Origin of the sequence: Vibrio nitrifigilis (assembly GCF_015686695.1) — a bacterium.
GTDB lineage: Bacteria > Pseudomonadota > Gammaproteobacteria > Enterobacterales > Vibrionaceae > Vibrio > Vibrio nitrifigilis.
On record NZ_JADPMR010000004.1, the window covers coordinates 953,744 to 968,412 of the forward strand.

The following is a 14,669-nucleotide window of genomic DNA, read 5'->3' on the forward strand; positions in this document are numbered from 1 at the left end:
GGCTTTTTATATATACCCATTCATGCATTACTTCTCTTCAAACCGCTCGGCAAGTTTACGAAACTCATCAACCTTACCCCGCATCACCTGACTGGATTCATGCACCGACGACGTTGCCACCAGATTTTGCTCTGCCGTCGCAGCGATAGAATGGATATGCTGTTTAAGTTCACTGGTCAACGTATGTTGGGATTGAGCAGAATTCGCCATGCTTTCAATCTTGTCATGCAAATTAACGAGGAGCTTTGACACTTGTTTAAGGCGCTGCTCACTTTCTAATGCATCAGCACTGCAAGCTTCCGTTTGATCCCGGCTGGCAACAATATCTTCGCGCCAATCATCAATCGTTTTCAGCATAACGGTAATACTGTGCTCAATTTGTTGAGTTGCCTTTTGAGTGCGACTTGATAAGGCTCGCACTTCATCGGCAACGACAGCGAAACCTCGTCCTTGCTCACCTGCCCTTGCGGCTTCAATGGCGGCATTTAACGCGAGTAAATTGGTCTGCTCGGCAATACCACCAATTTCACTCATTAACGTGCTTACCTCGTGAGCTTGCCCATTGAGCTTTTCTGTTGTTTGTGTCGCTTTACCCGCTTGGGCAGCAAGACTTTCGAGATTGTGATGCGTTTTCTCGATACTCGTTTGCGTATGTTGGCACTCCCGATTAACCTCTTCAATCAGGGTGTAAGCATCATCCGTAGAGTGAGAAACCGTATCCGCGGCCGCTTCAACATCGCTAATTGCAGCTGTGACTCTCTGAATATCATTGGTCTGCTGTTTTAAGGCTGCATTCACTTCCTTCGCGGTATTATTTAAATCTTCTGATAACGAATAGAGTGGCTTGGCTGAATCCACAAAACGCCCAAGCACAGTGCGAATTTTTGCAGACGCCATTTTTAAATGGTAATCCGCGTAAGAAAAAGGATCATCGCCAGAATAAATTAAGCGGCTGATACTATCGTATTGACCACGTAAACGTAGTAGCTGCTTTGGCGTATCCACCAACTCATGGCGAAAAAACAGCGCAATGGATGCAATAGGAAGTAAACTCAAAATCCAGTGAATCGTGTCAGTGCCTAATATTAAATTAGCGACGAGTGGAACAATGAGCGCAGTGAGTAACAGCGCATACCGAACTGCCGCATTCAAACGCATTGAGAAATGGTACTTCCCTTCTTCGATAGCACATAAATCTCGATACGCTTTCGTTGCCTTATTTACCCAACTACGCTGTGCTTTCACTCGCACCGATTGATAACCACAGATTTCACTATGCTCATAAATCGGTGTGACATAGGCATCAACCCAGTAAAAACCACCATTTTTGGTGCGATTTTTTACAATTCCTCGCCACGGATGCCCTTTTTTTAGATGCGCCCACATATCCGCAAACGCTGCTTTAGGCATATCTTTATGACGAACAATATTATGGTTATGATTAAGCAACTCTTCTCTTGTGTAACCAGCTACACGGCAAAAGGTATCATTACAATAGGTAATGACACCTCGTAAATCGGTAGTAGATACCAGTTGTTCGTGATCTTCTATTGGTACTTCTTCATTGGTATAAGTCTGATTTCTGCGTGACATATGCCTAGCTAACCCATAACCCAAACATCATAGTAACTAAAGCATAGTTCATAATCATGACCGCGATTTAGCACACCGCGAGTTGGTTCAAGAAATTGCTAACTCAAACCAACAATCCGCCCGAAGGCGGATTGCGTTAATGTGGGCGTTTATAAGTTTTCTTGGTCAGGATTATCTTGCTGTCTAATGTACCCTGCAGCATTATCTAAACTTTGTTGAGCTCCATCATGAGTCGATCGAGATTGCTGGTTGATATCATGAATTTGTGACGCATTACGTAAATCACGTTCACTGGTTATTGAAGCGATAGATTCGCGATCTTTCAAAAAACTCACCATATCTTGCTTGATACCGTTTAGCTCTGGCTCATTTTTATGCATCTCAAGAATATAGCGCGGATATTCCAGATTTTTCATTCCAGTTGAGGCAAAAGTACTCGAAATAACCTTTGAAACAATCACCCATGGAGTAATGCTAGAACGAACTAATACATTTTCAGAGCGGGTTGAATCATTGATTCCAGCCCCTGTCGAAATTTTAGACTCGGTGAACGTCCCCTCTACTTTGATATAAATGAGGTTACTTTCAAACAACATTTCTGCGTAAAACAGATGCCCTGTTTTTGATAGTATCAACCCAAAAGTTCTCACCAATAGCGCTGCCAATAATACGTCAATAATAATTGCAGCATGATGTTGACCTAGTAAGGTGAAGGTTTGCATTAATGAATGTCCACTCCCCAGAGATTTCGCATCTAAGTAGGCATTCACCACACTATTGGCTAACCATAAGCTAAGTAGAGCACCGATAACAAACAGTACACGCCCAACAATGACTGCGTTTAATCGCATTAAATTAAACCCGTGTCCAAGATCCATTTCTTTAATCTGAGGTTGAACCTCTTGTGTCATCTCGCCACGAAATGATCCTTTGCCATCAACTTGCTCATTTAAATTAGGTTCCAACATTTGATATACACGGTTAGGCACTTCTTTATAACGGCGATTGGCCATGACCAAATTATCAAGGTTGATAAATACTTCGTTGGGATGTACCGATTCCTGCCAGTTTTCTCGTAACTCTGACACTTCAACAACGGGCTCGCCATAGCTTAACCGAGCTTTCAACAATACCGCACCTACCCCACTTACTATTGCCCCAGCAATTACGATGCTGATCATAAACCAATAAGGGTGAATACTGGGCCACTCACTGATAAATTGCTGCACTTGATGAAGTGATATATCCAGCATGTCAAATGTCATTTGCAGACCAAAGCCAATCACGGTTGGAATTAAAATTGCCCCAGCAATTGTTTTAGCGATATCTTTGACCGCTAATGTCTCTGCGGTTTTTTCCACATTGCGCTGCACTCCAATGTAGCGACTAGCTTGATACCAAGTTACCAATAAGTGAACCACCACCACTATTGAATAAACAGGGAAAATATAAGCACCGACTTCACCAGCAAACCCAGCCAATGTCACAAAAGCGACCAACGCATACACAATAAAAATAAGCGCGGTTTTTACCCAAGCGGCAAAAAGGTATTGGGCAAGATTCCGCACCATATACGGCATATAAGTTAAACGGGGAAAAAAGCTATGTAACAGTCGGGCGACAATGCCTTGAGGCTCGGTGAACGTAATGTTTTTCCGCCCCATCAGCATCTCGGGTAATTCTGCATTGCTATACGCAACATACGCTGATTCTTGTTGCGCTGTTTGCGACTGTGAATCACTTAAGTTCCGAGCCAACGATGTTGGGTGATTACGTCCAACAAAGTAGCGTAACATGGCGATAATGCCTTTCGCTAAAGTGATAATACCACTGGTCAGAACGCCTAAACCGAACAATGCTAATATCCAGCCTGCGAAGACTTCTGTTTTAACTGAGGATGCGGCATCAATCAGCATATAGATGCCCACGCAAGCCCCGACTGCACCACCGATTGTATTGATGAGACCTTCTGTTTTAAAAGGATTTTTTATTCCAAGATCTATCGATCCATAATCAAATGCCATTATTAACCCTTATACACCTAACGCGTTGCCTATCGCAGACAACGTATCAATCTGACTGTTGAATTTGTTACCTGTGAATTTTGGGCTGGAACACAACAGATTGATAGAGTTGAACACCATCAATGGTGAGACGTTGAGCCCAAAAATGAGGTTACCAACGTTTCTCTGACCATAAGAATGAAAATGTATTTACACCAATCAGCGTCAGGTTATTCACTATTTCCTCTCTCATCTCGTCGACGTTATCATCACGCGGCCATAACTTAGCGTTCACTCAATAACTTAGCGCATACGGTAATTATTTCGGTTAGCGTATGGTAAGAGCCCTTATTACATCAATACTCATCATAAAATGCAGTGCCACTATTAAGTCACTATTGGTTAAATTACCCCCTAAAAATCTCTAACAGAACTCTTAGAATCCTCAGCAAATCATTGCATAGAAATGACATTTCTTCATGAACTTCAACCAATACTAAATACGAAACATAAAAAACACCGTTCTAAATACCGTGTATTCGGTGAGTAATGGACACAGCACAAATCACTCAACATGTGCTTATTAACAAGAGAAAGGTATTCAGATGAAAAAAAATATCACCCTTACGCTTATCGCTGGTCTAGTGGGCAGTGCACTGATGACTCAAAGCGCATTTGCAGATGTGTACGTCGGTGGCCGTGCGGGATATTCATTCCTTGATGATGCTTGCTATCAACCTAGTGGCTGTGACGATGATGATGGTGCAGCTGGCCTATTTTTAGGCTATCAAGCCAACGATTGGTTCGGGGTAGAACTTGGCGCTGATTGGCTCGGCAACCATGACGTCAATTACATGGATAATGGATCATTAAGCCGTAGCAATCACAATTTATCTGCTATCTCTTTAGCGCCTAAATTTACCTATAACATTAATCCTAAAGTGGATGTTTTTGCCAAAGTAGGTGCGGCATACATGCAATTTGGAGATGATAATGACACCGTACCAACAGCGGCGGTAGGTGCTGAATATCATCTGACTAAGCAATGGGATGCGCGTGTTTCTTACCAACGCTACCAGGACATGTCTGACGACGTATTTCACGATATGGACACGAACTTAGTCAGCGTAGGCCTCAGCTATAAATTTGGTCAATCAGAACCAGCACCCGCTCCGCAACCAGCTCCACAACCTAAACCTGAGCCGATTGCTAAAGCTGAGCCAGCACCTCAGCCTGCGCCAAAACCGCGCTGGGTAATCAAACAACATGGCACCGAAAGCGACCAAAGCCTATTCGCTCTTGAAAGTGCTGAACTGACAGAAAAAGGCAAAGAAGCATTCACACCACTGTTAGAGACGTTACGTCAATATCCAAATGCAGAAGCAACCATAACGGGTTATACCGATTCAACGGGTTCAGAAAAATACAACCAGCAATTGTCTGAAAAACGCGCTCAAGCAGTTGCTAACTTCTTAATTGAAGGAGGCGTTCAGGCAGATAAATTGACAGTCAAAGGTAAAGGCGAAAGTAATCCAATTGCATCCAACGCTACCTTAGCTGGCCGTAAACAAAACCGTCGTGTGGAAGTTGATATTCCTTCATTCGATTACAAAGTGAAACAGACACCAGCAACACAATCATAATCGACTACTGTTGTGTGATATTGTGAAACTAAGGCCCCTTGATTGGGGCTTTTTATTATTACTAGAGCGGTGTACTTTTCTCTAGGTTATATAAAACGCAACCGACTTTTTATCCTGCCAGATCCAAGCACCACACCAATAAATCACAAAACCACACCTTTCACATTGACATTTACTGACAATTAAATTGGCAACTTATCGTCTCTTTGGGAGCAATATAGCTACTTTTGTACGCCAAATTAAAAACTCCTAGACCTTAATTGTATTTTTAGTAAAAAAAGTTGTAACATATCGTTACATTTTGTGAGAGCACATAATAAAAGATTGCTTGAGCCTCCCAATTATCGCTCAATCAATTCGTCACTTAGCTGTGTAATGTTGTCTATTCTGCTGGTGTCCACTTCTAACGCTCCCAAAATGTCATAATGACATCAGCCCTTTTATCAATTGATTCAATTGGTATTTATCACTGGTTCATTCTCCTAGGCTTTTAGGAGTTTTGTGAAAGGGTCAATCATGACTATAAAAAATATAAAACGCTCCCCTATCAATAAAAGGGTGATTGATGGGGTATATGAAACTAACAAAATGCTTTTAAACGTCGGTAAAACAACAGTAACAAAGCTTTTTAAGCCCCATAAATCGAGCTCAGCTCGTCGTTACAAACTGGAAAAAGAGTCGCTAACACGACTTAAGGGTGTCAATGGCACACCAGAGTTGTATGGCGCTGATGACGCTCAGTTCACCCTAAAAATGTCACGTTTACCTGGAGTGTCTGCAGAAACATTAACCCCTGCAAACATTCAAGCGTTGGCAAAAATTGTAAAAGATACTTTAGCCGCCGGCGTCGCTCGCCATTCAATGCCAATACGCGATATTGTGGTTGATAAAGAGGGACAACTGGGCTTGGTCGATTTTGAACGCGTCACTTTAAGAAAGTGGTCTTGGCGTCCAGATTGGATCGTAGCTTGCTGGGTTTCTTATTACCATTTAGCGCGATTGATTGCAGAATATCAACCGCAGATGTTAACGCGTAAACAGGAAAAACTGGTGAGATTCGGGGCACATTCACGCTCCCTAGTCCGTTTTATACACTCCCTTTAACAGGGTAGCTCGAATGTAAACTAATCAAAAGCGGCGGTAACGCCGCTTTTTTATTCTCATAATATTAGTGATGATTAAAACGCTTACTCCCAGTTATCGATCACTTTTTGTTGCAGCTCTTCTGGGTATGCGCCAGCGAACGAACTGTGATTTAAACGGCCTTCGCCAGCAGCCGGTTGTAGACAGTCATGAGCAACGCGAGTTGCGTTGTGGTCATGACACTCTTCAGGATCGTAACAGTTCAGTAATGGTAGAATTTCACCAAAACTTTCCACACGATGACGCGTTGGGTGAACACGAGTGGCTAATGCCCACAACACATCTTTGTAATCTGTTGGGTCAATATCGTTATCTAGAACGTAGATCATTGGACAGTTTGGACCGTATTTAGTATCCCAAATTTTTTCACCAATGCGTTTGGTCAATTCTTCACTGCTAACATCTGGCAGTTTTTCGCGCCAATCTTCATCAACCGTTACCAATAACCAGTGCACAGCAGTTTCTAATGGAGACCATGCCATTGTGACAGGTAAACCTGATTGATTTAAGCTATCTAGGATTTCAGCGCTCATAGCCACACCTACCGCAGTATGAAACTCGTCTACTGGACGGCCTTCTGGAATGAATGGCCAAATGGCATCATCGCGGTAAGTAATACACTCTACCGTGTAAATAGGTTGCATGCTGGTGCCTTTAACTGCATAGCCAGCATATTCACCAAATGGCCCCTCTTCGGCTCTCTCTTCAATAGAAATGTGGCCTTCAATCACCAACTCAGAGCTGGCTGGCACTTCTAGATCAATGGTTTCACAACGAACCGTTTCAATGGCTTCACCAAAGTGGCCGCCAAGGTAATCGGATTCATCAACCCAATCACCAAGTGGCATAGAAGAGACAATTGGTAAAGCAGGCTCACACCCTTGAACCAAAGCGTAAGGCATTGGCTTACCAATTTTGCGCCATTCGTTCCACACCATCGCAATATGCTGTGGCATCAGAATCAGTCCGGTCATGTGTTTGCCGTCCAATTTTTGGATACGAGCAATCGACCAGTTGGTCCATTTACCATCTGGGGTACGCGCAACAATTGTGCCCCAAGTATTAGAATATTCGCCACCATCTTCTTGATGTAGAAATGGAATTGGGAATTTATCCAAATTGGCATCATCCCCATGGAGAATATTTTCTTTACATGGTGCTGTATCTAAAATTATCGGTTTCACTGGTTCATTATGTTTAGACTGGGCAAGACTCTTAACGATGTCACTCCAACTCGCGGTGTGATCTAGACCAACAGACAGAGCAACACGAGCGGCAGGATACTCTGGTAAAGAACTCAGTGATGCAGGAGCCCCCATAGCTCTTAAGCCAGGCAACTTCCCCTTAATATTATTGAAAATTGGGGCTGGCGAACAAAGATCATAACTACGACGTGTAATAGCCGCCATTTCCAGATACGCATCTACTTCCCGCGAAATTTCGACAATATCGCCAAGTTCATTTAATTGGGAAATATAATCGCGCAGGTTTTTAATTCTTTTCATAATACCCCTTATACTTACATCGTTTATTACTTTAAAGTATGGGCATCGGTAATATGTTATCTTGCCGGTGCTCTATTACATATATTTAGTTTAATTACTTATCATATCGGCACTAAAGATATCATAAAAAAGTTAGATATATCCAGCAATTAGAGAAAAACACCACGTAAATTATAGATGTGAATAATTTAGAATATTAATTATAAATATCTATTACATTACCTCGATAAAATAACAAATTTTTATCTCGAAAAATATAACATTTCACCTTTAATCAAATTTAAATCATAAACATTAATAATAAAAATAATCTCGTATAACTATAATTGTTTATATAACTAGAACTAAAACATCAAATAATTAAAAGTATTTAAAGATAAAAAAAATGGACACCGTTGTCAGTGTCCATTCATTTTATATGACTCTTTAGTTTTGACTAACTAAATTAAACATTTGGTTAGTTGAACCAGCTGTACATTTATACTGGACAATATCTGCGCCATCGTCAGTAGAAGAATCAACAACATTTAGGCATAGCTCGCTATTGCGATTGATGAGACGCCATTTACCTGATCCAGCAGATTGAATCCGAAACTGTTGATCCCAACCTTCATCATAAGTATCTAACTCTATGGTTGTATTACTTGTTCGATAGCCATTTTGCACTGTCAGCGCTTTGGTCGGTGCATTTAATGGGGAAATACGATGCCAAATTTCATCGACACTAGAGATAGCAAATTTTTGGCAATCATTATCTAACCAGCTCCACTGCTCGACATTGGTACCGTCACTCGTCGCACAATTTGTAATATCGATAGCTTTGCTTGATACAACAGGCGTAATGCGATAAGTGCCACTGACTGTCGTATTTGTGACAGTGGATGTTTCAACGTCTCGTAAGTAAAAACGCTGACAGATATTATCTAGATCGGAATACACGCCAATTGCAGTACCATCACCTAACCCACAATCAGTGAGATCGAGCAATTTACTGTTATACGCTGAAACAAATCGATAGCCACCTTCATCTCTTGGCTGTAAATACCATTGAGCTTTGGTACTTGAACAACTTGCGAAGCTTGTGCTGCTGCCACTTACACTTAAACAAGTGGATGTGTCACTCTCAGGCATTAATGTCACAGTACCATTCGATTGAGCTGTGATTTGCCAAATTTGAGTGTCATCATCGCTCCATTCGTCTTGCTCTGCAGATGAACCTGTCGATGTTAAAACTCGACCACTCTGAGCACTGACAATTGCTACACTACCGGATGCCGATAATGTCCACTCATCACTACAATCATCATCGGTACAAACATCATAAGATTCGTTGCTTGTTGAGTTCGCTAAGGTGAGTAACCCATCAGAACCTACATCGAATGTCCATTTCTGACAGTCTTCATTTTCCCATGCAGAAAATTCCTGAGTACTACTACACTGGTAGCCCGTAAGGAAGTTGCCATCATCATCAGCTAAGCGAACAACCCCGTCCGCAATCTGGTCGACAATCACTTCAGTAGAACTGTCCAACGTATAATCACCGTCATCACTCACTGTATAGTGGCTCAAGGTTAACATTGGAGCTTCAGGTTTCACTTGGATCGGGCCATCTTCACCTGAAGGAACAGCAATAGATTCTCCTGTAGCAACGGGTTCACCAAAATTAGGAGTGCCATCTGAGTTCCAAGTATAAGACTGAGCTCTTAGTGAGCGAGTGGTACCACAGCCATAACTTGAACTCGCATTTGCGTGATAAACAATCCAATCTTCAGTGCCATCCGGTGATGTGAAAAAGCCGTTATGTCCAGGCGCATAGACACCGTTGGCCGATTCAAATACGGGATCATCAGATTTCGTCCAGTCATCCGTGGTTAGCGGATCGTCTCCGGTGAGTTCCAATAGTCCCAGTTTATAACTTGAAGTGTCACAGTAACTAGCAGAATAGACAACGTAGACATGACCATCATGTATTAAAGGCTCAGGGCCTTCGTTAACGTTCATGCCCACCTGTTCCCAATCTAATGAAGGAGTGCTTAACAGACTAGGATCGCCGGATGTCGTCCATGGGTCAGACATTTTTACGATATAAAGTTGCTGATAGGCACCACTCCACTGTGAATACATCAAATAGAGCTGGCCTTTAATCGTAATATAACTACCATCGATGTTGTAGCTGTCTTCCAAAGGTGAACCTTTGTATTCATAAGGCCCCATTGGATCATCCCCCTGACTTTCCAGTACAGAAATATGCTGATAATCATAAGTTCCACTCTCGCCAGAAGTATAAAGCATATACCAGCGCCATCCGTCTGGACCATTGAGGCGGTGGAATTCAAATGCCCAAAAATTGCAACAGCGTGAAGAATCGGTTTCCGACCAGACATTCACAGGCGTTGCATCATCTAATCCCGCCAATGTCGGTGATTTTCTCATTTCTAACTGAGAACTCCACGTTGTCGTAGCCGAATAGTAGTTACCGTGATAATACATCAGCCATGGATCTGCGCCATTTTCATAGATGGGATTCGTAAAAGTTGAACTAGCAAAACCACTCCCCATAGCCAACATATAGAAAGCTATCATTGCTAACCATCGGCTCCACCAACTTTGGCATAACCGTTTCTGTTTTTTCATTGGTACTCTCCGTTACACGTTATGTATTAAATGTTTAATGGCACTAATTGAGCCATTTATATCAACAAATATATGCATTTTGTTGTTTATATTTAGACTATAAATTAGTCACATTTAAAACGCCTAACAGGCCATTGTGATCTCCACTCAATTTAAAAATAAAACGTGATTTCATTTATTTATTTGAGCAGTAAATCAACTTTTATCGACAGAAAACAAAGGAATTAAGCGAGTAGTGTTATAGGAAGAGAATGATGGAAGGTTTATACCCAAGTAACCTCAAGATGCTGTTTCAGCGAGAATATATTCGCTCTTAGGCAAGGCACTGATTTGAGGACATAGTCATTCTACGTTGAAAATCAGTAACACCGCCTAGGAGCGAATAAAACTCGCCCTTCGGGAGCTCATCAACAAGCCTATTTCTGCGCTCAATCACGTTGAAAGGGAATGACCATTCCTGCCGTGATTGAGCTTGACCTAGGCTCGTTGATGAAGCTCTGAATCCTGCATCTTGATTGAGGTCATTTGGGTATAAATCATTAAAACGAAAAAAGGAGAGCCTAGGCTCTCCTTTACTTTAAACTTTTGCTAGAGCTACTAATTAAAGAGCAGCTTTTGCTTTTTCAACTAAAACTGTAAATGCAGCTTTGTCGAATACAGCGATGTCTGCAAGAATCTTACGATCGATTTCGATAGATGCTTTTTTCAGACCGTTGATGAAACGGCTGTAAGAAAGACCGTTCTGACGAGATGCCGCGTTGATACGTGCAATCCAAAGTTGACGGAATTGACGTTTCTTGTTGCGACGGTCACGGTAAGCGTATTGACCAGCTTTAGTAACAGCTTGGAAAGCTACACGATATACACGTGAACGTGCACCGTAGTAACCTTTAGCTTGTTTCAGAACTTTCTTATGACGTGCACGAGCTTGTACACCACGTTTTACGCGAGGCATTATGCTTCTCCTAAACTAAACGAATTTAAAAACTAAAAAGATTAAGCGTATGGTAGACAACGAATCACACCCGCTACTTCACATTTAGGAAGAAGTGAGTTTGGACGTAGTTGACGCTTGTTCTTAGTAGTACGCTTAGTCAAGATGTGGCTTCTTGTCGCGTGCTTGTATTTAATACCGCCAGCAGTTTTTTTGAAACGCTTAGCAGCGCCTTTGTTGCTTTTCATCTTAGGCATGATGAATAAACTCCGCATTGTTGCAGTTAATAACATGTAATCAGGGCGAATTAAAAATCGACCGCCATAAAACGGTCGATTTCAATTACTTGCAAAAGCCGTTAATTACTTCTTCTTAGGGGCCAACACCATGATCATCTGGCGACCTTCGATTCGAGATGGGAAGGATTCAACTACAGCAAGTTCTGCAGTGTCTTCTTTCAAACGATTCAAAACGTCAACACCGATGTTTTGGTGAGCCATTTCACGGCCACGGAAGCGAATGGTTACTTTCACTTTGTTGCCGTCTTCAAGGAAACGCGTCAGGTTGCGTAGTTTTACCTGATAGTCTCCGATATCAGTCCCAGGACGGAATTTAACTTCCTTAATCTGGATCTGTTTTTGCTTTTTCTTCTGCTCTTTTGTAGCCTTGCTCTTCTCAAAGAGGAACTTGCCATAGTCCATTACACGACAGACTGGTGGCTCGGCGTTAGGGCTGATCTCTACGAGATCCAAACCAGCTTCCTCAGCTGTAGCTATTGCTTCTTGAATCGATACTACACCTACAGATTCGCCGTCAACGCCAGTTAAACGAACTTCACGAACGCCACGAATTTCACCGTTTAAACGATGCTGGTTTTGTTTGGCCGGCATTTGGCCACGTCTTCCGCCTTTAATAGTTTATTCCTCCAGATTAAGCTTACGGCTATCAATCTCAGCTTGGATATGGTCAATGAAATCATCCAACTTAAATTTACCGAGATCTTTACCTTTACGAGTACGCACTGCTACTTCACCGGCTTCCATCTCTTGGTCACCGCATACAAGCATGTACGGAACACGCATCAAAGTGTGTTCGCGAATTTTAAAGCCTATTTTCTCATTTCTCAAGTCTGCTTTTGCACGAATTCCACATTTTTGCAGTTTTTTCGCTACTTCATGAGCATAATCAGCTTGTTTGTCCGTGATATTCACTACAACAGCTTGTTCTGGCGCCAACCAAGTTGGGAAGAAGCCTGCGTATTCTTCAATAAGAATACCAATAAAGCGTTCAATAGAACCCAGAACAGCACGGTGAATCATAACAGGTACTAAGCGTTCATTGTTTTCACCAACGTAAGTCGCACCAAGACGACCTGGAAGGTTGAAATCTAATTGAACAGTACCACATTGCCATGCACGGTCTAAACAGTCGTACAGTGTGAATTCAATTTTAGGGCCATAGAATGCACCTTCACCCTCTTGAATCTCGTATGGAATATCCATCGATTCAAGAGCGACTTTAAGGTCCGCTTCTGATTTGTCCCAAATCTCATCGCTACCAACACGTTTTTCAGGACGAGTCGATAATTTAACCGCGATGTTGTTAAATCCAAATGTTTGATATGTATCGTATACCATTTTGATACAAGATGACACTTCTTCTTGAATTTGATCTTCAGTACAGAAGACGTGTGCGTCATCTTGTGTAAAGCCACGTACACGCATAATACCATGCAAAGAACCTGATGGTTCATTACGGTGACATGAGCCGAACTCCGCCATGCGTAATGGTAAATCACGGTAAGATTTTAAACCTTGGTTAAAAATCTGCACGTGACCCGGACAGTTCATTGGTTTGATTGCGTATTCGCGGTTTTCAGAGGATGTTGTAAACATCGCATCTGCATATTTGTCCCAGTGACCAGAGCGTTCCCAAAGTACACGGTCCATCATCATTGGACCTTTTACTTCTTCATAGTTGTACTCTGTTAATTTAGTACGAACAAATTGCTCTAGATTGCGGAAGATTGACCAACCATTGTGGTGCCAGAACACCATGCCAGGGGCTTCTTGCTGCATGTGGAACAAATCTAATTGTTTACCGATCTTACGATGGTCACGTTTCGCTGCTTCTTCCAAGCGAGTAAGGTGCGCTTTAAGCGCTTTCTTATCGTGAAACGCTGTCCCGTAGATACGTTGTAGCATTTTATTGTCACTGTTACCGCGCCAGTATGCACCAGCAATGTTCAACAGTTTAAAGTTCTGACAAAAGCCCATGTGCGGTACGTGTGGACCACGACACATGTCAACGTATTCTAAATGATGGTAAAGACCAGGGTGATCATCGCGAGCTACATTTTCATCAAGGATTTCCATTTTGTATGGTTCACCACGAGATTCAAATGTATCACGAGCTTCCTGCCAGCTTACGGTTTTCTTAACAACTTCGTATTTGGTCTTTGCTAGCTCTTTCATGCGAGCTTCGATTTTATCGAGATCATCTTGAGATAGAGAATGCTCTAAATCGATATCGTAGTAAAAACCATTGTCAATCGTTGGACCGATCGCCATTTTCGCTTCAGGGTAAAGCTGCTTTAATGCATGACCTAGCAGGTGAGCACAAGAGTGGCGAACGATTTCAAGACCGTCTACGTCGTCTTTCGTGGTGATAATTTCTAGACTTGCATCGTTTTCGATAAGATCACAAGCATCAACACGTTTACCATCTACACGACCAGCGATGGTTGCTTTTGCAAGACCAGGACCGATAGATTGTGCGACTTCAAGAGTAGATACTGGGTTGTCAAATTGACGCTGACTGCCGTCAGGAAGTGTAATAATAGGCATGTTTAATCCTTACAGTGGTGTTGCACACCAAGCAACACTTGTCAGTGAATGTAGTGCTTTAGAATAAATGGTAAAGCACGCGTAACATTGATTTGTATACTCGTTTAGGCACAAATACGGATGCACCTGCCTGAGCATGTCATCGCATTCTAAATGAATAGTTGGAAATGACAACCGCTTTTATTCCATCTATCTCAAATGACATCGATTGCAGGCAATTTATTATATTTTTCAACCTATTTATGCGGGTGATAGCCATGACAAATAGGCTTGTTTAGGCACGTAAATCTGGTTACGATCCTTTCATCATTATTGCCATGATTTAATACAACCTTATATGCCCCTAAAGGTTTCATATCAATAACGCG

10 protein-coding genes are annotated in these 14,669 nt (G+C 42.1%); 2 read left to right on the forward strand and 8 right to left on the reverse strand.

The window, feature by feature from the left end:
- Positions 1-27 precede the first annotated feature (27 nt).
- Positions 28-1,593: a methyl-accepting chemotaxis protein gene (locus I1A42_RS20650; protein ID WP_161154169.1), complete on the reverse strand. Its 1,566-nt coding sequence runs from the start codon at positions 1,591-1,593 to the stop codon at positions 28-30.
- A 149-nt stretch (positions 1,594-1,742) separates the two neighbouring features.
- A complete protein-coding gene (locus I1A42_RS20655; RefSeq protein ID WP_196124762.1) occupies positions 1,743-3,617 on the reverse strand; it encodes a hypothetical protein in 1,875 nt (624 codons plus the stop codon).
- A 584-nt stretch (positions 3,618-4,201) separates the two neighbouring features.
- Between I1A42_RS20655 and I1A42_RS20660 the strand changes: the two genes are divergently transcribed.
- Positions 4,202-5,239, forward strand: coding sequence for an outer membrane beta-barrel protein (locus tag I1A42_RS20660; RefSeq protein WP_196124764.1), 1,038 nt, complete (start codon positions 4,202-4,204; stop codon positions 5,237-5,239).
- A gap of 516 nt (positions 5,240-5,755) precedes the next feature.
- On the forward strand, positions 5,756-6,343 hold the full coding sequence (locus I1A42_RS20665) for a protein kinase family protein (protein ID WP_196124766.1): 588 nt from the start codon (positions 5,756-5,758) through the stop codon (positions 6,341-6,343).
- Positions 6,344-6,426: 83 nt separating this feature from the next.
- Here the strand turns inward: I1A42_RS20665 and I1A42_RS20670 are convergent, their stop codons facing one another.
- From I1A42_RS20670 to thrS, 6 genes are all read right to left on the reverse strand, one after another.
- A complete protein-coding gene (locus tag I1A42_RS20670; RefSeq protein WP_196124768.1) occupies positions 6,427-7,887 on the reverse strand; it encodes a UbiD family decarboxylase in 1,461 nt (486 codons plus the stop codon).
- 426 nt (positions 7,888-8,313) lie between these two features.
- Positions 8,314-10,521 carry a family 43 glycosylhydrolase gene (locus I1A42_RS20675; protein ID WP_196124770.1) on the reverse strand — a complete coding sequence of 736 codons (2,208 nt, stop codon included), beginning with the start codon at positions 10,519-10,521 and terminating at the stop codon, positions 8,314-8,316.
- Positions 10,522-11,122: 601 nt separating this feature from the next.
- Positions 11,123-11,476 (reverse strand): 50S ribosomal protein L20, encoded by a 354-nt coding sequence (gene rplT, locus I1A42_RS20680; RefSeq protein ID WP_073605034.1) that lies wholly within the window; start codon positions 11,474-11,476, stop codon positions 11,123-11,125.
- A gap of 41 nt (positions 11,477-11,517) precedes the next feature.
- Positions 11,518-11,712, reverse strand: coding sequence for a 50S ribosomal protein L35 (rpmI, locus tag I1A42_RS20685; protein ID WP_161157715.1), 195 nt, complete (start codon positions 11,710-11,712; stop codon positions 11,518-11,520).
- Positions 11,713-11,817: 105 nt separating this feature from the next.
- Positions 11,818-12,345, reverse strand: a complete 528-nt coding sequence (infC, locus tag I1A42_RS20690) for a translation initiation factor IF-3 (RefSeq protein ID WP_202436523.1) — start codon at positions 12,343-12,345, stop codon at positions 11,818-11,820.
- 27 nt (positions 12,346-12,372) lie between these two features.
- The gene (thrS, locus tag I1A42_RS20695; RefSeq protein ID WP_196124773.1) at positions 12,373-14,301 is read right to left on the reverse strand and encodes a threonine--tRNA ligase; all 1,929 of its coding nucleotides are present in this window, start codon (positions 14,299-14,301) and stop codon (positions 12,373-12,375) included.
- Positions 14,302-14,669 lie beyond the last annotated feature (368 nt).